Annotated in this window: 16 protein-coding genes; 11 read left to right on the top strand and 5 right to left on the bottom strand. The window is 65.7% G+C overall.

Translation table 11 applies throughout. The features are described 5' to 3' along the window. Nucleotides 1-5: 5 nt before the first annotated feature. Nucleotides 6-1307 (bottom strand): cation:dicarboxylate symporter family transporter, encoded by a 1302-nt coding sequence (locus tag APH25_RS12380; RefSeq protein ID WP_060482144.1) that lies wholly within the window; start codon nt 1305-1307, stop codon nt 6-8. A 67-nt stretch (nt 1308-1374) separates the two neighbouring features. Then, a complete protein-coding gene (locus APH25_RS12375) occupies nt 1375-2730 on the bottom strand; it encodes an adenylosuccinate lyase family protein (RefSeq protein WP_060482143.1) in 1356 nt (451 codons plus the stop codon). Nucleotides 2731-2848: 118 nt separating this feature from the next. On the opposite strand from APH25_RS12375, the gene APH25_RS12370 reads away from it, so the two are divergent. The 3 genes from APH25_RS12370 (at nt 2849) to APH25_RS12360 (ending at nt 4431) form a co-directional block, all read left to right on the top strand. Further along, on the top strand, nt 2849-3595 hold the full coding sequence (locus APH25_RS12370) for a GntR family transcriptional regulator (protein WP_060482142.1): 747 nt from the start codon (nt 2849-2851) through the stop codon (nt 3593-3595). A gap of 18 nt (nt 3596-3613) precedes the next feature. Further along, nucleotides 3614-4069 carry a redox-sensitive transcriptional activator SoxR gene (soxR, locus tag APH25_RS12365; protein ID WP_060482141.1) on the top strand — a complete coding sequence of 152 codons (456 nt, stop codon included), beginning with the start codon at nt 3614-3616 and terminating at the stop codon, nt 4067-4069. Between the two features lie 113 nt (nt 4070-4182). After that, nucleotides 4183-4431 carry a CsbD family protein gene (locus APH25_RS12360; RefSeq protein ID WP_060482140.1) on the top strand — a complete coding sequence of 83 codons (249 nt, stop codon included), beginning with the start codon at nt 4183-4185 and terminating at the stop codon, nt 4429-4431. Nucleotides 4432-4475: 44 nt separating this feature from the next. Here the strand turns inward: APH25_RS12360 and APH25_RS12355 are convergent, their stop codons facing one another. The 3 genes from APH25_RS12355 to APH25_RS12345 form a co-directional block, all read right to left on the bottom strand. Further along, entirely contained in the window at nt 4476-4748 is a 273-nt protein-coding gene (locus APH25_RS12355; protein ID WP_028632404.1) for a PepSY domain-containing protein, read from the bottom strand. Nucleotides 4749-4830: 82 nt separating this feature from the next. Continuing rightward, a complete protein-coding gene (locus APH25_RS12350) occupies nt 4831-6057 on the bottom strand; it encodes an MFS transporter (protein ID WP_060482139.1) in 1227 nt (408 codons plus the stop codon). Between the two features lie 172 nt (nt 6058-6229). Then, nucleotides 6230-7531, bottom strand: coding sequence for a DUF2235 domain-containing protein (locus APH25_RS12345; RefSeq protein ID WP_060482138.1), 1302 nt, complete (start codon nt 7529-7531; stop codon nt 6230-6232). Nucleotides 7532-7758: 227 nt separating this feature from the next. Here APH25_RS12345 and APH25_RS12340 point away from each other — a divergent pair, with 227 nt between their 5' ends. The 8 genes from APH25_RS12340 (at nt 7759) to APH25_RS12305 (ending at nt 19572) form a co-directional block, all read left to right on the top strand. After that, a complete protein-coding gene (locus tag APH25_RS12340; protein WP_003247242.1) occupies nt 7759-8718 on the top strand; it encodes a MoxR family ATPase in 960 nt (319 codons plus the stop codon). A gap of 3 nt (nt 8719-8721) precedes the next feature. Beyond that, nucleotides 8722-9666 (top strand): DUF58 domain-containing protein, encoded by a 945-nt coding sequence (locus tag APH25_RS12335; RefSeq protein ID WP_060482137.1) that lies wholly within the window; start codon nt 8722-8724, stop codon nt 9664-9666. Then, nucleotides 9663-10157 carry a DUF4381 domain-containing protein gene (locus tag APH25_RS12330; RefSeq protein WP_060482136.1) on the top strand — a complete coding sequence of 165 codons (495 nt, stop codon included), beginning with the start codon at nt 9663-9665 and terminating at the stop codon, nt 10155-10157. Before APH25_RS12335 ends, APH25_RS12330 begins: the two co-directional genes overlap by 4 nt. Further along, complete coding sequence (locus APH25_RS12325; protein ID WP_060482135.1) at nt 10150-11226, top strand: VWA domain-containing protein; 1077 nt, start codon at nt 10150-10152, stop codon at nt 11224-11226. Before APH25_RS12330 ends, APH25_RS12325 begins: the two co-directional genes overlap by 8 nt. Next, entirely contained in the window at nt 11223-12944 is a 1722-nt protein-coding gene (locus APH25_RS12320) for a tetratricopeptide repeat protein (RefSeq protein ID WP_060482134.1), read from the top strand. Before APH25_RS12325 ends, APH25_RS12320 begins: the two co-directional genes overlap by 4 nt. Beyond that, nucleotides 12941-14569, top strand: coding sequence for a BatD family protein (locus APH25_RS12315; protein ID WP_028632397.1), 1629 nt, complete (start codon nt 12941-12943; stop codon nt 14567-14569). The genes APH25_RS12320 and APH25_RS12315 overlap by 4 nt, the downstream gene beginning before the upstream one ends. 123 nt (nt 14570-14692) lie before the next feature. Beyond that, nucleotides 14693-15931: an exonuclease SbcCD subunit D C-terminal domain-containing protein gene (locus APH25_RS12310; protein ID WP_060482133.1), complete on the top strand. Its 1239-nt coding sequence runs from the start codon at nt 14693-14695 to the stop codon at nt 15929-15931. Then, a complete protein-coding gene (locus tag APH25_RS12305; RefSeq protein ID WP_060482132.1) occupies nt 15928-19572 on the top strand; it encodes an AAA family ATPase in 3645 nt (1214 codons plus the stop codon). Before APH25_RS12310 ends, APH25_RS12305 begins: the two co-directional genes overlap by 4 nt. Nucleotides 19573-19574 lie beyond the last annotated feature (2 nt).

Raw genomic sequence — 19574 nt, 5'->3', positions numbered from 1 at the left:
TCACGTCAAAGCACAGCACCTGGCGCTCGGCCCAGCACGCGGGTGTATTCCTCACGCGCCGACTGCTCTGTGAACTCCCCCGCCCACTTGGCCACCACTACGGTCGCCACGCTGTTGCCGATGGTGTTGCAGGCTGCCATGGCCATGGACATGAAACGGTATACGCCAAACAGCAGTGCCAGCCCTTCCACCGGCAGTATGCCGATGGCCGTCACCGTGGCGGCGAATACCACGAAGCTGCCACCGGACACGGCGGCGGCGCCCTTGGAGGTCACCAGCATGATGGCCAGAATACCCAGTTGTTGCTCCCAGCCCAGCGGCACACCGTAGGCGTTGGCGATAAACAGCACGCACATCGACATGTAGATGGACGTACCGTCGAGGTTGAACGCGTAACCGGTGGGCAACACCAGGCCAACGCTCTGCTTGGAGCAGCCGAAGCGCTCGAGCTTCTGCAGCAAGCGCGGCAATGCGCTTTCCGACGAGGCCGTGCCCAGCACGATCAGGATCTCGTCCTTGATATAGCGCAGGAAGCGCCACAGGCTGAAGCCCGAGAGTCGGCACACGGCGCCCAGCACCACGAACAGGAAGAACGCGATGGCCAGGTAGAACATCAGCACCAGGTTGGCCAGCGACATGAGCACGGCCGAGCCATTGCTGCCCACCGCATAGGCAACGGAGCCAAATGCACCGAGGGGGGCGAACTTCATGATCAGGTTGATGAACTCGAAGAAGCATTCCGACACCCGGTTCAGGCCGTCCTCGATCACCACCCGGCGCTCCTGCTTGAGCGCCAGCAACGCGAAGCCGAACAGCACCGCAATCACCAGCACCTGCAACAACTGCCCGCCGGCGAAGGCACCGACGAAGTTGTCGGGGAAGATGCCGTAGATGAACTCGACCGTGGACGTGGGCGCATGCCCTTTGGCCACCGCTGCGTTGGCCGCCGCCGTAGCCGCCCCGCTGGCGTGGGCCCCGTGCATGCCCGAGCCGATGCCGATCAGGTTGCCCCACAGCAGCCCCAGCGCCAGGGCGAAGGTGGACAACAGCTCGAAGTACACCAACGCCCGCCAGCCCACCTTGCCGACCCGCTTGATGTCGCCGGCGGAGGCAATACCGTGCACCACGGTGAAGAACACCAGGGGAGCTACGGCCGTCTTGATCAACTTGAGAAAGATGTCCCCGAGCATCTTGAACTTGGCAGCGAGTTCGGGGGCGATGAAGCCGAAGGCGATACCGAGCAGCATTGCCGCCAGCACCTGGAACGTGAGGTCCTTGTACAGCGGCTTTTTCGAAGTGGAAGCCATGGTAGCGTTCTCATTGTTTTTGTAGGAGGTCACCCGTCATGGCCCGACATGGCCGGGCAGCGGGCTTTCAGCGGGGTACGGCAGCGGGCCAGGCCAGTGCCTGATCGACCATCTGTGGCGCCAGGCCCAAGTAATTGCTCGGGTCGCACAGGTGCTCCAGCGTCGCCAGGTCCAGGCGCGCAGTCGCTTCACCCTGGGCCTTGAGGGCTTCCAGCAGGCTGATGCCCTGGTCGTTGGCCAGGCGGCAGGCGGCATACACCACGTCATGCGCCACCTGGCGGCCCAAGGCCGGGGCAAGCCCCATCATCACGGCTTCGGCAACGATAAGGCCCTGGGTCATGTCCAGGTTCTTGCGCATGCGCTCGGTGCGCACGTCCAGCCCGGCCAGCATGAACCGCGCCTGGCCCAGGGAGGCGGCGGTCAGTGCGAACGCTTCGGGGATGGCGATCCATTCGGCCTGCCATGGGCCGGTGGAGCGCTCGAAGTCCTGGATCATGGCGTCGAGCATCAGGCCGGCCTGCTGGCGCACGCCCTTGGCCGCGGCGTACATCAGCTCGCAGGAGATGGGGTTGCGCTTCTGCGGCATGGTGCTGCTGGCGCCGCGGCCCTTGACGAACGGCTCGTAGGCTTCGCCCAACTCGCTGGTCATCATCATCATGATGTCCAGCGCCACCTTGCCCAGCGACGCGCTGACCAGGCCGAGGAAATTCAGCGCCTCGGCCAGCCCGTCGCGCGCCACGTGCCAGGTAGCCTGCGGTATGCCCAGGCCCAGTTCGTCCATCAGCGCGGCCTGCACCTCCAGGCCTTTGTCACCCAGCGAAGCCAGGGTACCGGCGGCACCGGCAAACTGGCCCACTTCTACCCGCGGGCGCAGTTGCACCAGGCGCTCGGCATGGCGGTCAAACATGCTCAGCCACACGGCACACTTGTAGCCAAAGGTGATGGGCAGCGCGTGCTGCAGGTGCGTGCGGCCGGCCATCGGCGTGTCACGGTAACGCTGCGCCAGCTCCGCCAGCAGGCCGCGCACGGCCTGGATATCCCGGCCGACGATGGCCAGTGCAGCGCGTACTTGCAGCACCACGGCAGTGTCCATGATGTCCTGCGTGGTGGCGCCCCAGTGCACGTAGCGGCCAGCCTCGCCACACAGCTTGGACAGCTGCTCCACCAACGGCAGGATCGGGTAGCCGACAATCTCCGTTTCATGCTGCATCAGCGCCAAGTCCAGGTCTTCGTAGCGCGACAGCCGGGCGATCTGGGCGGCCGCTTCGGCAGGCACCACGCCGCAGCGCGCCTGGGCCTTGGCCAGGGCGACCTCCACTTCGATGTACCGCTCGATCAGCGATTTATCTGAGAACACGGCACGCATTTCGGCAGTGCCGAACATGTCGCGGAACAGGGTGGAGTCGAAAACGGTGGTGGACATGGGCTGGAATCCTGAAATGTTATTTTTTGACCGTACATATATATAATGTACGTACATAATTCTTGCCCTGTCGCTGTTACACTGTCAACCGACGAAATTTGCGAGACAGACCAAAGGTATGAACAAGGCGCGCTATGCCATCGTGGCCAAGGACTTGATGGAGGCCATTGCCAGCGGCCGCTACCCGGTGGGCAGCTTGCTGCCCACCGAGTTCGAGCTGTGCGAGCTGTACAGCGTGAGCCGCCACACGGTGCGGGCGGCGATTGACCAGTTGCTGGGCCAGGGCATGGTGTCGCGGCGCAAGCGCGTGGGTACCCGGGTCGAGGCCAGCAGCCCGCGTGGTGGTTACTCCCACTCACTGGCCAGCATTGCCGACCTCGCCCACCTTGCCGAGACCCAGCAGCGGGAAATCCAGAACGTGCGTCACTTTGTGGCGGACCTGAGCGAGGCGGCACGGCTGGGCCTGGTGCCGGGCGAGCATTACTTCTGTGTGTCCAGCATCCGTGTAGATCACCAGCAGAACGCCGCGCCGCTGTGCTGGACGGATGTGTACGCGCAACGGGACTACGAACAGGTCATCGAGAAGGCTCAGGCAAACCCCGATCAGCTGATTGCAGGGCTCATCGAGCAGCACTATGGCCGGGTGATCGCGGTGGTGGACCAGCAGGTACGGGCTGTGGTGCTCAGCGCCGAGGTGGCCCGTGCCCTGAAAGCCGAGGCTGGGGCGCCCGGGCTAGAGATCATCCGCCACTACCGTGAAGAAAACGGTGATTTGATGGCAGTCTCTGAAACGGTCCACCCTGCCGACCGTTTTAGCTTGGTGACGCAGATGCGCCGGGACCGCTCCCCCTCACCTGCCCCCTGACCCCTGGAGAAACGACGCATGGCAACGGACAAAACCCGGATGCTGACGGTGGGCGAAGTGGCCAGGCGCAGCGGCGTGGCCGTGTCGGCGTTGCACTTCTACGAAAGCAAAGGCTTGATCGCCAGCACCCGCACGGCTGGCAACCAGCGCCGCTACCCGTCCCTGGTGCTGCGCACGCTGGCAATCATCAAAGTGGCCCAACGTACCGGCATCGCCCTGGAAGAAATCAAGCGCGCCCTGGGACGCTATCCGCCCAACAGCAAGCTCACGGCCGCCCAGTGGAGCGAAATGTCCAGCGCCTGGCGCGAAGACCTGAACAGCCGCATTCGCATGCTGGAGGCCTTGCGCGACAACCTCGACAACTGCATAGGCTGCGGCTGCCTGTCACTGGATGAATGCCCGCTGCGTAACCCGCAGGACGTACTGGGCCAGCAAGGCAGCGGGGCGCGCCTGCTGGAAGACAAGGCACGCTGACGGCGCGGTGACCAAGGCTGCACCGATTACGCTGAGTTTGAACCATTCCACACCCTGGGCGCCCTAACCTTGTGCTGTTAACCCATGCCGTTCAGAGAAAGGATGACCAAACCATGAAGCGCGAACAGATCGAAGGTGTAGCAGAGAATCTTGCGGGCAAGGCACAGAGCGCTGTGGGCCGGCTGGTAGATGACCCGGCACTGGAAGCCGAAGGCGAAGGCCGCCAGGCGGCAGGCCAGGTGACCAAGAGCTACGGCGATGCCGTGGATTGCGTGTCGACCTTCGTCAAGGAAAAACCCATTGCCGCACTGGCAATTACCGCGGCCATCACCCTGGTGGTGTCGCGCCTGCTGCGCAGCTGACTGCACACGCCCGGCCCGCACGACTGCGCGGGCCGGGCACCTGATCAGTCGTCCAACTCATCCTTGACGATGCGCCCATCGCGAGGGTCGACCTTGAACTCATACTGCTTGCCATCGGCCTTGATGCCCTCACCTTCCCAGTGACCATCGTCTGCCTCGATCTTGGTGATCTGGGTGTAGCCAGCACCTTTCAGGGCAGCCTCGGCCTGGTCCTTGTTCACTTTCCAGTCAGCACCAGGCTGATCAGCCCAGGCCGAAGCGGCGCCCAGGGTGCCAATCAGGGCAAGGCCAGTGAACAGTTGCTTGATCGCTTTCATGACGCACATCCTTATTAAGTGGTGTGAAGATGCGACCGGGCAGCATTGCGCAACGTTCAGTTGGATGGGGCTGGCACTTCGATCAGCCAGGCTGCCCAGCCAACTCATTGCTGACACCACGCCCCAATACCAGCACGGTCACAAAGCCGCACCCTGCAAGGGCAGTGGCTATGCTCAGCAATACGCCGGTGCCCAGGTGGTCGACCACCTGGCCGCCAAAGAACGACCCCACCGCGATAATCACCTGGAACATGGCCACGAACAGCGGCATGCCCCGCTCCACATCCTTGGGCGCTACCACGAACATCCAGATGTTGGCGCACGCGGGGAACGCGCCGAAGGCGAAGCCCCACAGGGCAATCAGCATCGCCGCACCGCTCATGCCGGTGGCGAAGTGCGGGAACAACGCGGTGCTCAGCGCAATCAGCAGCGCTACCAGCAACAGGCTGTGACGCACGCTTCGGTTGGCAGCGAACCCTGCAAAGATGTTGCCCATGAAGCCGGCCACCCCGTACAGCAGCAACAGTGAACCGATCGTGGGCCCGTCGAAGCCCGCACGTTGCTTGAAGAACGGCGCGACGTAGGTATAGGCGGCAAAGTGCGCCATGCCTATCAGCAGCACCGCAATAAGGCCGACACGCGCCTGCGGGTTGATGAACAGCGCGGGTAAGTCACGAACACGGATGGCCTGCTCCGGCATCAGCCGTGGCAGCAGGAACACCTGGGCCAACAGCACCGGCACGCCGACCAGTGCAGTGACCAGAAAGGTCATGCGCCAGCCCATCAAGCCACTCAGCCAGGTACCTACCGGTACGCCCACCACCGTGGCCAGGGTGACACCGGCCATGATGATCGAGTTGGCCTTGGCCACGCCCATGCCATCAGGTGCCAGGCGGCCGCTCAGCGCGATGGCGGTTGCCCAGAAGCCGCCGATGCTCACGCCCAGCAGCACGCGGCCGAGCAGCAACAGGTGGAAGTTGCCGGCGAAGGCCACTATCGCGTTGGCCAGGATCATCACCAGCGTCAGGCCGATCAGCAGGTAACGACGGTCGAGCCCGCCAACCCCTACGGAAATGGCCGGTGCCGCCAGGGCGGCCATGATACCGGGCAAGGTCACCATCAGCCCGGCAAGGCCGGCACTGATGCCCAAGTCGTTGGCCACATCGTTGAGCACCCCCACCGGCAGGAATTCACTGGTCACCAGGGCGAATGCGCCGACGGCGACCGAAAGAATTGCCAACCACTGCTGGGTCAGGCTCTGTTGATTGTGCTCGGGCAGACCGCGAGGGGCCGGGCTGGCGCTTGGCATTGGGCAAAATTCCATTACAGGGCGCCTGGAACAGGCGCAAGGCGGGTGACATCAGGGGGGGTGATTGTAGAGGGCTGGGCGGCAGAGCCCGAGGCACGCCAGTCGATAGTATTCATCAACGTGATCGATAGGTGGCGCCAACCCTGGCGCTCAGCCGCGCCCCGAACAGCCGCTAGACCGGGTTGGCAAGGATTACCCGGCCCGCAGCCGCGGGCCGGTTGATGAACAGCGCGTCGAGTGCACTGCTGCGCAGCCCTTTGAGGGCATTCCAGTGCGCCGATGTATGCACGTAGCGGGCTTGCAGCAGGCGGGCTTCGGCGGCGTCCAGCCCCAGCTGCTTCTGCTCGCCCAACGCGTAAGCATGCAGTTTGCGACTTATGGCATGCAAGTCTTCAGGCACTTGGTGATGCGGGTCATTGCCCAGCGGCGCGAGGGGTACGCCGGCCCGCAGCGCCAATGCATGCATGATGCTCAGGTACACCCGCGACAGATGCCCCGCCACGTCTCGTGCCCGGCTCAGCGCCACATAGACCTGTTTCTGTTCCTCGCCCCGCGCGCCGCCAGGGACGGGGTGCTCCCAGGTCACCAGTTCCGGGGCCGGATCACCCAGCTTGCCAGCCAGGCCACTCTGCAAGGCAGCCACTCTGGCGTAGGCACCCGTGTTCTCTACACGCGTGCCCAACGGCACGTGCTGGGACTCGGGCTTGCACAGTAATACCTGCTCATGGGTCGTGTCCGGGTAGCCCCCACCGATGTTCGAATGCACACCCGGCAACCGGATGTCGTGGCCACTCAGTACCAACGGGAAGTTATGCCGCTGCTCATCGGCGGCCACCAACTGCACCACCTGCCGGGCAATGCCGGCACTCAGGCCCAGGCGCAGGCCACCCAGGCGTTCGTCAGCCGGGTCGAAGCCGCCTCGTAGCGGTGCGATGATGGCCGCCACCGTGTCGAACAGGCCGACGAAATTCACATTCACAGCGCAGTTCAGCGGTATCGCACCGCGATCATGCAGCAAGTTGGCCAGGTGCCGCGCCGCTGCGGCGCCACGGCTGAAGCCAAACAGGTCGAACGCCACGCACTGCACGTTGGCGTGCGGGTGCTGCTGCCGCCACTGCGCCAACGCCCGGGCGATGTCGGCCACGGTATCCTCTACCCGCGCCTGCACCCCGCTACGGCCGCGGCCGGTCGCCGACGAATACGCATCGTCCGCCTCCCCGGCCTGGGTGCCGATACCGGCCACGTAAACTTTGAAGCACACTTGCAATGGTTTGCCCCGCAACGGATGCACCGGGTAGAGCGCGTGCAACAGGGCCACATTGGTCAGGGCGCTCTCGTAGCTCGCGCCCTTCCCGCCCTTGGGTGATGGCACCAGCGCGTTGTGCTGGTTGTTACCCGTACCGTCGAAAAACACGCCAAAGCGCAGTGTGACTGGGCTGGTTGAGTCAAAGGTGGGGCTATCGGCTTTCATCATGGTCGCGCCTGCTCGCTGAAAAACACAAGCAAGCGCCGCCCGCCACCGCCCCACTATCAGCCAATGTCCCACCCTGGGCCGGACATTTCTGCAGTTGCCAGCGCACGGCCGCGGATAAATTTCCAAGCCGCCATTGGTCGCCGCCCCCCCGGATGGATTAAAGTATCAGCCCTTGCCAGGGCTGCTGCTATCAGCAGCCTGTGGCCCCCTACCAGGAACCGCCATCGATGGAACACCGTGAAGCGCTGATCGCGCTGCGCACCTTTCTCTCCACCCAGATCCTGGGCCAGGAAAAGCTGGTCGAGCGGCTGCTGATCGTCCTGCTCGCCGATGGCCACATGCTGGTAGAGGGCGCGCCGGGCCTGGCCAAGACCAAGGCCATCAAGGAACTGGCAGAGGGCATCGAAGCGCAGTTTCACCGCATCCAGTTCACCCCTGACCTGCTGCCGGCCGACATCACCGGTACGGAGATCTATCGCCCCGAAACCGGTAGCTTCGTGTTCCAGCAGGGGCCCATCTTCCATAACCTGGTGCTGGCCGACGAAATCAACCGGGCGCCGGCCAAGGTGCAGTCCGCCCTGCTCGAGGCCATGGCCGAACGCCAGGTCAGCGTGGGCCGCAGCACCTACGACCTGTCGCCGCTGTTCCTGGTGATGGCCACGCAGAACCCGATCGAGCAGGAAGGCACCTACCCGCTGCCCGAAGCCCAACTCGACCGGTTTCTGATGCACGTCAAGATCGGCTTCCCCGACGCTGCTGTAGAGCGCCGTATCCTGGCGCAGGCCCGCGGTGAAGCCCTGGGCGGCGAAACCAAGCCCGAACGCCGGGTCAGCCAGCAGGCCATTTTTGCCGCACGCAAGGAAATCCTGGGCCTGTACATGGCTGATGCGGTGGAGGAATACCTGGTACAGCTGGTGATGGCCACCCGCACCCCGGCCAAGTTCGACACCGAGCTGGCCGACTGGATCGCCTACGGGGCCAGCCCGCGTGGCTCCATCTCCCTGGACCGCTGCGCCCGCGCCCACGCCTGGCTGGCCGGGCGTGACTTTGTCAGCCCCGAGGACATCCAGGCGGTGCTGTTCGATGTGCTGCGCCACCGCATCATCCTCTCGTTCGAGGCCGAGGCAGCGGGGATCGACCAGGACCGGGTGGTCCAGCGCATCCTCGACGTCGTCGCCGTCGCCTGACCCATGCCGCCCTCCCAGCTGGCCGAACCCGGCATCCGCATCGGCCTTGCCGAGCTGATCGACATGCGCCACCGCGTGCGCGAGATCCAGCTGTTTTCCAAGCCGGGCCAACGCAGCCCGCTGGTGGGCCTGCACCACTCCAAGCTGCGTGGGCGCGGCGTGGACTTCGACCAGGTGCGGGTCTACCAGGCTGGCGACGACGTGCGCAACATCGACTGGCGGGTTACCGCACGTACCCAGGAACCGCATACCAAACTGTTCCATGAGGAGCGCGAGCGGCCCATCTTCATTCTGGTCGAGCAAAGCCAACGGCTGTTCTTTGGCTCGGGGCTGATGTTCAAGTCGGTGCTGGCGGCTCAGGCGGCGGCACTGTTCGGTTGGGCCGCGCTGGGCCATAACGACCGGATCGGCGGCCTGGTGTTCGGCGACAACGACCCGCACGAAATCAAGCCCAGGCGCAGCAAGCAGAGCCTGCTGCAACTGCTCAACCGGCTGGCCAAGGTCAACCAGTCACTGCACACCGAGGGCGTTGCCCAGGCCGACAGCATGGGCCTGGCCCTGCGCCGTGCGCGCGAGGTGCTGCGCCCTGGCAGCCTGGCCATCGTGATCTGTGACGAGCGCTCGCTGACCCCTCAGTGCGAGCAGCACCTGGCCATGCTGTCGCGGCATTGCGACCTGCTGCTGATGCCGGTGTCAGACCCGCTCGACCATGCCCTGCCGGCCGCGGGCCTGCTGCGCTTTGCCCAGCGTGGCGCGCAACTGGAGCTCGACACCCTGGACGATGGCCTGCGCCTGGCCTACCGGCAGCAGGCAGAGGCCCGTGTCGAACGCTGGGAGCTGATGGCGCAGAAGCTGCGGGTGGTGCTGATGCCGCTGAGCACCCAGAGCGAGATGATCGAACAACTGCGTGAATACCTGAGCGCCCAACGCGGGGGGAGCAACCCGTGAACCCCTTGGACCAGTTGCAGCCACTGATCGCACCGGCCGCTGTAAGCCTGTGGCCACCGGCACCGGGCTGGTGGGTGTTGCTGGCGTTGCTGCCACTGACAGGCTGGGGCCTGTGGCGGGTGCGCCACTGGCGGCCGCGCAAGCGCCGCGTGGTGCGTGCCGAGCAACCCTTGGACCCGGCCCGTGTTGCCGCCCTCGACGAGCTGGCCCGCCTGGCGCGCCCCTACGACAACGCCCCGGCCGGTGCCTGGCTGCAGCAGCTCAATGCATTGCTCAAGCGCTTGTGCCGCAGCCACTACCCCTTCGCCAACAGTCATACGCTCAATGGCCGGCAATGGCTGGCGTTTCTCGACAACCGCTGCCCAGCGGCTGGCCTGACGCGCTGGATGGTGCTGGTAGAAGGCGCCTACAAGCCTGAGTGTCGGCTCGACGACAAGGCAATCGTCGGGCTCAGCCAGGCCGTCGAAACCTGGATCCGCAAACATGTTTGAGCTGGCTTGGCCGTGGGTCTTCGTGCTGTTGCCGCTGCCTTGGCTGGCGCGGTTGCTGCTACCGGCTGCCGACAGCGGCGAGCCGGTGCTGAAGGTGGGCTTCCTGCGCGAGCTGGAAGGCCTGGCCGGGCGCCGGGCGCGGCTGAACCTGCCCACCTGGCGCCACCAGGCACCCTTCATCATCATCTGGTCGCTGTTGCTGCTGGCGGCCGCACGCCCGCAATGGCTGGGCGAACCCGTGCCAGTGGCGGCCAGCGGTCGTGACTTGCTGGTAGCGGTGGACGTGTCGGGGTCGATGGACTTCCCCGACATGCAGTGGAAAAACGACGATATCAGCCGGCTGGACCTGGTGAAGGCGCTGATGGGCGACTTCTTGCAGGACCGCCGGGGCGATCGGGTTGGCCTGATCCTGTTTGGCAGCCAGGCGTACCTGCAAGCCCCGCTTACCTTCGACCGGCGCACCGTGCGCACCTTCCTTGACGAAGCGCAAATCGGCATCGCCGGCAAGAACACCGCACTGGGCGACGCCATTGGCCTGGCGGTCAAGCGCCTGCGCCAGCGCCCCGCGCAAAGCCGGGTGCTGGTGCTGATCACCGACGGTGCCAACAACGGCGGGCAGATCCACCCGCTGACCGCTGCCCGGCTGGCAGCGCAGGAGGCCGTGCGTATCTACACCATCGGTATCGGTGCCAACCCGGACGCCACCGGCACGCCTGGCCTGCTCGGCCTCAACCCAAGCCTGGACCTGGATGAAGCCTCGCTGCGGGAAATCGCCGAGATTACCCACGGCGCGTATTTCCGCGCCCACGATGGCGCCGAGCTGAGCGCCATCGGCGATACCCTTGACCGCTTGGAACCGGTGGCCCAGCAGCCCACCCAGGCGCGTACGGCCAAGGCCTTGTATGCCTGGCCACTGGCGTTGGCGCTGCTACTGAGCGTGCTGCTGGTGGTGGCAGTGCAATGGCCCGACAACCTGTTGCAACGCCAGTTACGCAAGCCGCGCTTCCTGCAGCCGCACCCCGAATGGCGCCAGCGCCTCAAGCGCCTGCGCCTGAGGAAACCACGATGATCGAACTCTGGCCGCAATGGTTGCGCCCCCTGTGGCTGTTGACCGTCCCTGTGCTGGCCTGGCTGCTGTTCAAGCTCTGGCACCGGCGCAAGCGCGCTGGGCGCTGGCAGATGATCCTGCCAGCGGCGTTCCATGGTGTGCTGCTGGGGGGCGGCAGTGGCAGCACCAGCAAGCTGCCATGGGTGGCCCTGGGCCTGGCCTGGACACTGGCGGTACTGGCCCTGCTGGGCCCCAGCTGGCAACGCGTGGAAGAGAGCCGCCAGCGCCCCGCCGACCCGCTGGTGATCCTGCTGGAACTCACCCCGCAAATGCTCGCCGAGGACAGCCCGCCCAACCGCCTGGAGCAGGCTCGGCGCAAGGTGCTCGACCTGCTCGAGCACCGCCGCGACAGCCAGACTGCGCTGGTGGTCTATGCAGGTTCTGCGCACACCCTGGTGCCGCTGTCCGACGACCTGGCGACCACCCGCAACCTGCTTGAGGCCATCGACCCCTCGATCATGCCCAAGGCCGGCCAACGCGCTGACCTGGCCGTGCAGAAAGGCCTGGCATTACTGGCGCAGAGCGGCCTGGGCCAGGGGCGGCTGCTGTTGATCGGTTCGTCACTCAGCGCGGCAGAGCGCCAAGGTATCAGCCAGGCGCTGGGCCGCCAGGGGCCAAGCCTGCTGATGCTGGGCATTGGCAGCCGCGACGGCGCGCCCGTGCGGCAGGCCAACGGTGAGTATCTCAAGGACGATCAGGGGGGCATTCTGCTGCCCCGGCTGGACAACGCCGCCCTCAAGAGTTTTATCAGTGGTACCGGCGGGCGCTACCGGCATGCCCGTATCGACGACCTCGACCTGCGCGGCCTGGGGCTGTTCGACAACCCGCATACGGCGCGCAACGAGGGGCAGACGTTGCAGTTGGACAGCTGGGCCGACCAGGGTTACTGGTTGCTCATCCCCCTGCTGCTGCTGGCGGCCTGCGCCGGGCGGCGCGGCTGGTTGTTCTGCCTGCCGTTGCTGCTGGCCGTGCCTCAGCCCAGCCACGCCTTCGAGTTCACCGACCTGTGGCTGCGGCCCGATCAGCAAGGCCAGCACCTGCTTGAACAAAACCGCCCGGCCAGCGCCGCACGCCACTTCCAGAACTCGCAATGGCGCGGCATGGCGCTGTACCAGGCCGGAGACTATGCAGGGGCCGCCGAGGCATTTTCACAGGGGGATACAGCTGCCGACCACTACAACCGCGGCAACGCCTTGGCACGCAGCGGTGAACTGGAAGCCGCCCTGGATGCCTACGAACAGGCACTGGACCGCCAGCCGGACTTGCAGGCGGCACTGGCTAACCAGGCGCTGGTCGAGCAAATGCTGCAACAGCGCCAGGGCAAGGCCGAAGAACAGCCCGCCAGCGGCGAGGCCCAAGGCACGCCCGGCCGGGAAACCGACGGCAACAGCAGCTCGGCCAGCAGCCAAGCCGAAGGCACACCCGGCAACGACCCACAGGCAGGCGCAGACAACAGCGGGGACAGCAGCGACAATAGCCAGGCCAGCCCGGGCAACCAGGCCGGCGACGATGACAGCGTCGTCCAGCCCCCACAGCGCCCGGCATCCAATGCACTGGACGCCGAGCAGCGTCAGGCGCTGGAACAATGGCTGCGGGAAATCCCGGACAACCCGGCGCAGCTGCTGCGGCGCAAATTCTGGTATGAACAGCAATTGCATCAGGAAACCCCAACACAATGAGTCGCTACGGCGTCTTTCTCCTCAGTCTGCTGTGGGCCGTGCTGGCCCATGCCGAACCCTCGCTGACCGCCAGCGTCGACCGCAGCCGCCTGGAGGCCGGTGAAAGCCTTGAGCTGACGCTGGAAAGCCAGGATGTGACCGAGTTCGGCAAACCGGACCTGCGTGCACTCGAGGGCGACTTCGACGTGCGCAGCACCCGCCAGCTCAACAGCCTGCACAGCCTGGACGGTGAAACCCGGGCCAGCACCCGCTGGATCATCACCCTGCTGCCGCGGCGCAGCGGTAGCCTGCGCATCCCGGCCCTGCAGCTGGGCCAGTCGTACAGCCAACCCATCGACCTGCAGGTGCTGCAAGCCGATGCCAGCCGCCAAGACAACGCCCAGGTATTCATCGAGGCCACGCTCGACACCCCCGACGTGTACGTGCAGGCCCAAGCGGTGCTGACGCTGCGCATCTACCACTCCGTAGCCCTGTACGACGACAGCAGCCTCAGCCCGCTGCAACTGGACAACGCCAAGGTGGAACCGCTGGGTGAATCGCGCACCTACGAGAAGGAAATCAACGGCGTCAGGCACGGTGTGATCGAAACGCGCTACGCCGTGTACGCCCAGCAAAGCGGCACCCTGGCTATCCCGTCACTGACCTTCACCGCCACTGCAGCGGCCAGCAACGAAGAGGCGCAGCCAACCACCGGTGCGCGCCCTGGCCGCCAGGTGCAGGTCAGCTCGCTGCCTCTGCGCCTGAATGTGCGGGCCATCCCGCCCGGCTGGCCTGCCGACAAGCCCTGGCTGCCGGCGCGTGGCCTGAGCCTGGAAGAGCGCTGGAGCCCCGACCCCGGCAGCCAGCAGGTGCAGATTGGCGACTCGCTGACCCGCAACGTGACGCTGCGCGCCGAAGGGTTGTCCAGCACCCAACTGCCGCCCCTGCCGGCTACCGAAGCCCCTGGCCTGCGGCGCTACCCCGACCAGCCCCTGCTGCGCAACGAAGTCAGCGAGCGCGGCATGACGGCCACCCGGGAGGAGCGCGAAGCGCTAGTCCCCACCCACAGCGGCGCGCTGGCCCTGCCTGCGCTGGAAGTCACCTGGTGGAATACCCGCGAGGATCACCTGGAGCACAGCAGCCTGCCGGCGCGGGCGATCACCGTGCTGGACAACCCGGCACTTACCGCCGAAACGCCGGTTGGCGACAACCGCAGCGCCAGCAACCCGTCGTGGCCCTGGCAACTGGCAACGATGGTGTTCGCCCTCACCACCCTGCTGGGCTTCACCCTGTGGTGGCGCGCCCGGTCGCAGCCCGCCGTGCTGCGCACCGCGCAGGCAGGCCCCAGCCCGCGCACCTTGCTGGACGACCTCAAACGTGCGTGCCTTGCCAACGACCCCCAGGCCACCCGCCAGGCCCTGGATGCATGGGCCCGCCAACAGCCAGAAACCCTGGCCGAGATGGCCGCGCGCTTCGTGCCCCTGTCGGACGCGCTGGATGGCCTGAATGGCGCGTTGTACAGTGAGAGCGGCCAGCATTGGCAGGGTGAAGACTTGTGGCGCGCAATCGGCACCATACCGCCAGCCGAACACGTGTTGTTGCCAACCACCGACACCGGCAGCCTACCGCCCCTCTACCCCAAATAACGCCCCACGCTCTGCCACGGGGTACCTGGCATGGCAGCAGGTAGCTCGCGATGGGTTACCATACGCCCCACTCCCAAAGCCAAGCCCCAAACGCTTGCTCGACTCGACACCAACAGGTCATCCATGCGTCTGTTTCACACCTCCGACTGGCACCTGGGCCAAAGCCTGCACGGCCAGGAACGCGACTTCGAACACGCCTGTTTCCTTGACTGGCTGCTCGGCCAACTCCAACTGCGTCAGCCCGACGCGCTGCTGATTGCCGGCGATATCTTCGACACCGTCAACCCGCCGGTCAAAGCCCAGGAGCGGCTGTACGACTTCATCGTCAATGCCCATGAGCAACAGCCCAAACTGGACATCGTGATGATCGCCGGCAACCACGATTCCGGCTCGCGCATCGAGCTACCTGCGGCGCTGATGCGCCGCCTGCGTACCCACGCCCTGGGCCGCGTGCACTGGCTGGATGAAGGCCAGCTGGATGCCGAGCGGCTACTCATCCCGTTGACCAACAGCCGTGGCAAGGTCACGGCATGGTGCCTGGCCCTGCCCTTCCTGCGCCCGGCCGAAGTCACCGGCCTGCAATTGGGCGACGATTACCTGCAGGGCATCACCCAGGTGCACCAGCAGCTGATCGCCGCAGCCCAGGCCAGGCGCCGCAAGGATCAGGCGCTCATCGCCATCAGCCATGCGCACATGGCCGGCGGCGCGGTGTCGGAAGACTCCGAACGCAGCCTGATCATCGGCAATGCCGAAGCGCTGCCAGCCAGGCTGTTCGACAAAGCGATCAGCTACGTGGCGCTGGGCCATCTGCACAAACCACAAAAGGTCAACCGCGAAGACCGCATCCGCTACAGCGGCTCGCCCATCCCCTTGTCGTTTGCCGAGGTCAACTACCCCCATCAGGTGCTGGAAGTGGAGCTGGACGGTGCCGCGCTGGTCAGTGTGGAGCCGCGCCCGGTGCCACGTGCCGTGGCCTTGCAACGCCTGGGCCCGGCGCCGCTGGGCGAGGTGCTGGCGCAGCTGGCCGACCTGCCGGTGATCGACCTGCTGGATGACCCCAACCGCAAGCCCTGGCTTGAAGTGCGGGTTGTGCTGGACGAGCCGCAACCTGACCTGCGCCAGCAGATAGAGGCCGCGCTTGAAGGCAAGGCTGTGCGGCTGATCCGCATCGGCGTCGAATACGCCGGGCGCCACCAGGCCGATGACGACGAACAGGCCTTTGTCGAACTGGCCCAGATGACCCCGCACGACCTGTTTGGCCGCGCCTGGGAACAGGCCTACGGCCAGCCTGCCGACGAGCAGGCGCTGGCCGACTTCGCCCTGTTGCTGCAAGACGTGCTGCAGGAAGAGGAACAGCCATGAAAATTCTCGCCATTCGTTTGAAGAACCTCGCCTCGCTGGCAGGCCCCGTGGACATCGACTTCACGCGTGAACCTTTGGCCAGCGCCGGCCTGTTCGCCATCACCGGGCCAACCGGCGCCGGCAAGAGCACCTTGCTCGATGGCCTGTGCCTGGCGTTGTTCGGCACGGTGCCACGGCTGAACGACATTGGCCGTGAAGCCAAGGTGCCCGATACAGACGGTGAAATACCCACCTCCGACCCGCGCAACCTGCTGCGCCGGGGCACCGGCAGCGGCTTTGCAGAGGTGGACTTCGTCGGCATCGACGGGCGTCGCTACCGCGCCCGCTGGGAAGCCAACCGCGCCCGCGACAAGGCCAACGGCAAGTTGCAACTCAGCCGCCAGAGCTTCTACGACCTCGACAGTGAGCAGGTGCTGGCCAGCGCCAAGAATGAGTACAAAGCCTTGGTAGAGGCACGCCTGGGGTTGAATTTCGAGCAGTTCACCCGGGCAGTGATGCTGGCCCAAAGCGAATTCGGCGCCTTCCTCAAAGCCGACGACCGTGAGCGCAGCGAACTGCTGGAGAAGCTCACCAACACGTCTATTTATACTCGCCTGGGCCAACGCGCATTCAGCAAGGCACGCGAAGCCGGCGATGCCCACAATGCGCTGAAGGAGCGTGCCAGCCACCTCCTGCCTCTGGCTGCCGAAGCACGGGCGGCGCTCGACCAGCACCTGGAGCAGGCGCAGCAACAGCTCAAGGCCGATCAGGCTGCCGAGCGGCAACTGGAACTGCAACGCACCTGGCTGCATGAGCAACAGCAGCTGCAAATGCAGTTGACTGAAGCCAGTAGCGCTTTACAGGCCGCCGAGCAGCAGTGGCAGCAACTGGCCGATGCCCGGCTGGACCTGCAGCGCCTGCAACACCTGGCCCCGCAACGCCATGCGTTCATCCGCCGGCAGGCCTTGAGCGCACAGGTGGCGTCGATGGCGTCGAAAATCGGCCAGCAACAGCAGCAGGATGCGCAACTGCAGCGCGATGCCGCTGCACTCGAACAAACACTCGCCGCAGCAGCCAAGGCCTTGGTCGATAGCCAGGCCCATTACAGCGAGAGCACCCCGCGCTTGCGTCAGGCCTTTGCCGCCCAGGACACCGTGGCAAGGCTTGAACAAGAACTGGCAGCGCAGCATGCCGCCCAGCTGCAGGCCGACCAGGAAGTCACCCAGGGCCAGGCGCAGGTTCAGCAACTGCAGGCCAACCAGCAGCGCAGCGAGCAGAACCTGGCGCAGATCGATGCCGCGCTTTCCAGCAGCCAGCACCTGGCTGAGCTGGCACAAGCCTGGCAAGCCTACCTGCCCCAGTTGAAGCAAGTGATGCTGGTGGGGGGCCGGTTGGCCAAGGGCCGCGAAGAGCTGCCGGGGCTGCAGGCCCAGGCCAGCCAGGCAACCGCCCAGTGGCAGGCCAAGCGTGATGCTTTCGACCTGCTGTTCCGCGAAGCCAATGCCGAACCCCACGCACTGGCCGAGCAAGTCGACCTGTTGGGCGGCATGTTGCAGGACAACCGCAAGCAGCACCGCGCAGTCGAGGAGCTGTCACGCCTGCATGCCCGCGAGCACGAGCTGCGCCAGCAACTGGACACCACCCGCCAGCGCCAGCAGCAGGCCATGCAGCAGCGCCAGCAACTGATTGCCCAAGGCACCGCGGCCAAGGCTGAACTGGACGCCGCGCAACAGGGGCTTACCCTGACCCGCCAATTGCTGGAGCGCCAGCGCCTGGCCCGCCACACCAGCGTCGAGGAGCTGCGCAGCCAGTTGCACGAGGGCGAGCCGTGCCCCGTGTGTGGCAGCGCCGAGCACCCGTTCCACCAGCCCGACGCCTTGCTCCAGAGCCTGGACCTCAACGACCAGGCAGAGCAGCAAAGCGCGCAGCAGCAGGTCGATACCCTTGGCGCCCAACTGGTCGAGCTGCGCACCCAACTGGGCGTCATCAACGCCCAGCTCAAGGAGCTGCACCAGCAGCAACAGCAGCTGACCGAGCACTTGCAGCCACTGCAGGCGCAGATGCAGTCTCACAGCCTGTGGCACGCACTCGCCCCCCAGGACGATCAGGCCCGCAGCACCTGGCTCGACGGCCAACTGCGTCGCCTCACCGACGAGATTGACCGCGACGAAAAGCGCCAGCGTGCCCTGCTCGCCCTGCAAAAGGATGCAGCGCAGCTGACCCAGCAGCTACACGCCGCTCAAGAAGCCCAGCAGCAGGCACAGCGCCACTTGGCCGAGCAGCACCAGGCACTGGCCGCTGACCAGCAGCAGCTGGAGCAAGGGTTGAGCGACCTGGCCAGCGTGCTGCCTACCAGCACCGTGAAAGCCCTGCAGGAAGACCCCGCCAATGCCTTCCTCGTCCTTGACCAGCAGATTGCCCAGCGCCTGGAGCAGGTCGAGCGGCGCAAGGACGAACAGCAGGACCTGCAAACCCGCCAGGCCGAACTCGACAAGCTGAACGACCAGCAGCAAACGCGCATTGCGAGCCTGCAGCAGCAACAGCAGAAATTCGCCAGCCTGGATACGCAACGCCAGCAGGCCCAGGCATCGCTGAGTGAATTGCTAGCCTCCCACACCAGCGCTGAGGCCTGGCAGCAGCACATGGAAACCGCGGTGGAGCACGCCCGGGCGCTGGAGGCCGAAACCGCCCAGCGCCTGCAGGCCCTGCGCACCCAAGGCGTGCAGCTGGCCAGCGAACTTGGCGCCAACACTCAACAGCACCAGGCCCTCGAGGCGGAAACCCAGGCGTTGCAAACGCAGATCGAGCAGTGGCGCGGCGCCCATCCCGAGCTGGACGACAGCGGGCTGGAACGGCTACTGGGGATGGACGATGGGCAAGTCGATGCCTTGCGCACCCGTTTGCAGGCCTCTGAGAAGGCCGTTGAGCAGGGCCGTGTGCTCCAGCAGGAACGCCAACAACGCCTGCAACAGCATGCCGCGCAGATGGCGGTGGACAGCGCTGCCGAGGCGCTTGAACAGGCTTTGGGCGATGTGCAACAGCGTTTGGCCAGCCACGAACAGCAGTGCGCCGAACTGCGCGGGCAACAGGCCGATGACCAACGCCGTCAAGAGGCCCACCAGGCGCTGGCCGGGCAGATCGAGCAGGCCCGCCAGCAGTGGCAACGCTGGGCCCGGCTCAGCAGCCTGATCGGTTCGGCGTCCGGCGACGTATTCCGCAAGATCGCCCAGGGCTACAACCTCGACCTGCTGCTGCACCATGCCAATGCCCAGTTACGCCAGTTGGCGCGTCGCTACCGGCTCAAGCGTGGTGGCAGCGCGTTGGGCCTGCTGGTGCTCGACACCGAGATGGGTGATGAGCTGCGCTCGGTGCATTCGTTGTCAGGCGGGGAAACGTTCCTGGTGTCGCTGGCCCTGGCCCTGGGGCTGGCGTCGATGGCGTCCAGCACCTTGCGTATCGAATCGCTGTTCATCGATGAGGGCTTTGGCAGCCTCGACCCTGAGTCCCTGCAACTGGCCATGGATGCCCTCGATGGCCTGCAGGCCCAGGGCCGCAAGGTGGCGGTCATTTCCCATGTGCAGGAAATGCACGAGCGCATCCCGGTGCAGATCCAGGTTCGCCGCCAGGGCAATGGCCTCAGCGACGTAGAAGTGTGCGGCTAACG

It is taken from the genome of Pseudomonas sp. NBRC 111119 (assembly GCF_001320125.1).
GTDB lineage: Bacteria > Pseudomonadota > Gammaproteobacteria > Pseudomonadales > Pseudomonadaceae > Aquipseudomonas > Aquipseudomonas parafulva.
The sequence above is the reverse complement of the archived record's forward strand: the minus strand, read 5'-3'. Positions and strand labels throughout refer to the sequence as shown.

Excerpts from the sequence above, each read along its gene's own strand:
- APH25_RS12380 (WP_060482144.1), bottom strand. The coding sequence starts at position 1,307 with ATGGCTTCCACTTCGAAAAAGCCGCTGTACAAGGACCTCACGTTCCAG.
- APH25_RS12375 (WP_060482143.1), bottom strand. The coding sequence starts at position 2,730 with ATGTCCACCACCGTTTTCGACTCCACCCTGTTCCGCGACATGTTCGGC.
- APH25_RS12370 (WP_060482142.1), top strand. The coding sequence starts at position 2,849 with ATGAACAAGGCGCGCTATGCCATCGTGGCCAAGGACTTGATGGAGGCC.
- soxR (WP_060482141.1), top strand. The coding sequence starts at position 3,614 with ATGGCAACGGACAAAACCCGGATGCTGACGGTGGGCGAAGTGGCCAGG.
- APH25_RS12360 (WP_060482140.1), top strand. The coding sequence starts at position 4,183 with ATGAAGCGCGAACAGATCGAAGGTGTAGCAGAGAATCTTGCGGGCAAG.
- APH25_RS12355 (WP_028632404.1), bottom strand. The coding sequence starts at position 4,748 with ATGAAAGCGATCAAGCAACTGTTCACTGGCCTTGCCCTGATTGGCACC.
- APH25_RS12350 (WP_060482139.1), bottom strand. The coding sequence starts at position 6,057 with ATGCCAAGCGCCAGCCCGGCCCCTCGCGGTCTGCCCGAGCACAATCAA.
- APH25_RS12345 (WP_060482138.1), bottom strand. The coding sequence starts at position 7,531 with ATGATGAAAGCCGATAGCCCCACCTTTGACTCAACCAGCCCAGTCACA.
- APH25_RS12340 (WP_003247242.1), top strand. The coding sequence starts at position 7,759 with ATGGAACACCGTGAAGCGCTGATCGCGCTGCGCACCTTTCTCTCCACC.
- APH25_RS12335 (WP_060482137.1), top strand. The coding sequence starts at position 8,722 with ATGCCGCCCTCCCAGCTGGCCGAACCCGGCATCCGCATCGGCCTTGCC.
- APH25_RS12325 (WP_060482135.1), top strand. The coding sequence starts at position 10,150 with ATGTTTGAGCTGGCTTGGCCGTGGGTCTTCGTGCTGTTGCCGCTGCCT.
- APH25_RS12320 (WP_060482134.1), top strand. The coding sequence starts at position 11,223 with ATGATCGAACTCTGGCCGCAATGGTTGCGCCCCCTGTGGCTGTTGACC.
- APH25_RS12315 (WP_028632397.1), top strand. The coding sequence starts at position 12,941 with ATGAGTCGCTACGGCGTCTTTCTCCTCAGTCTGCTGTGGGCCGTGCTG.
- APH25_RS12310 (WP_060482133.1), top strand. The coding sequence starts at position 14,693 with ATGCGTCTGTTTCACACCTCCGACTGGCACCTGGGCCAAAGCCTGCAC.
- APH25_RS12305 (WP_060482132.1), top strand. The coding sequence starts at position 15,928 with ATGAAAATTCTCGCCATTCGTTTGAAGAACCTCGCCTCGCTGGCAGGC.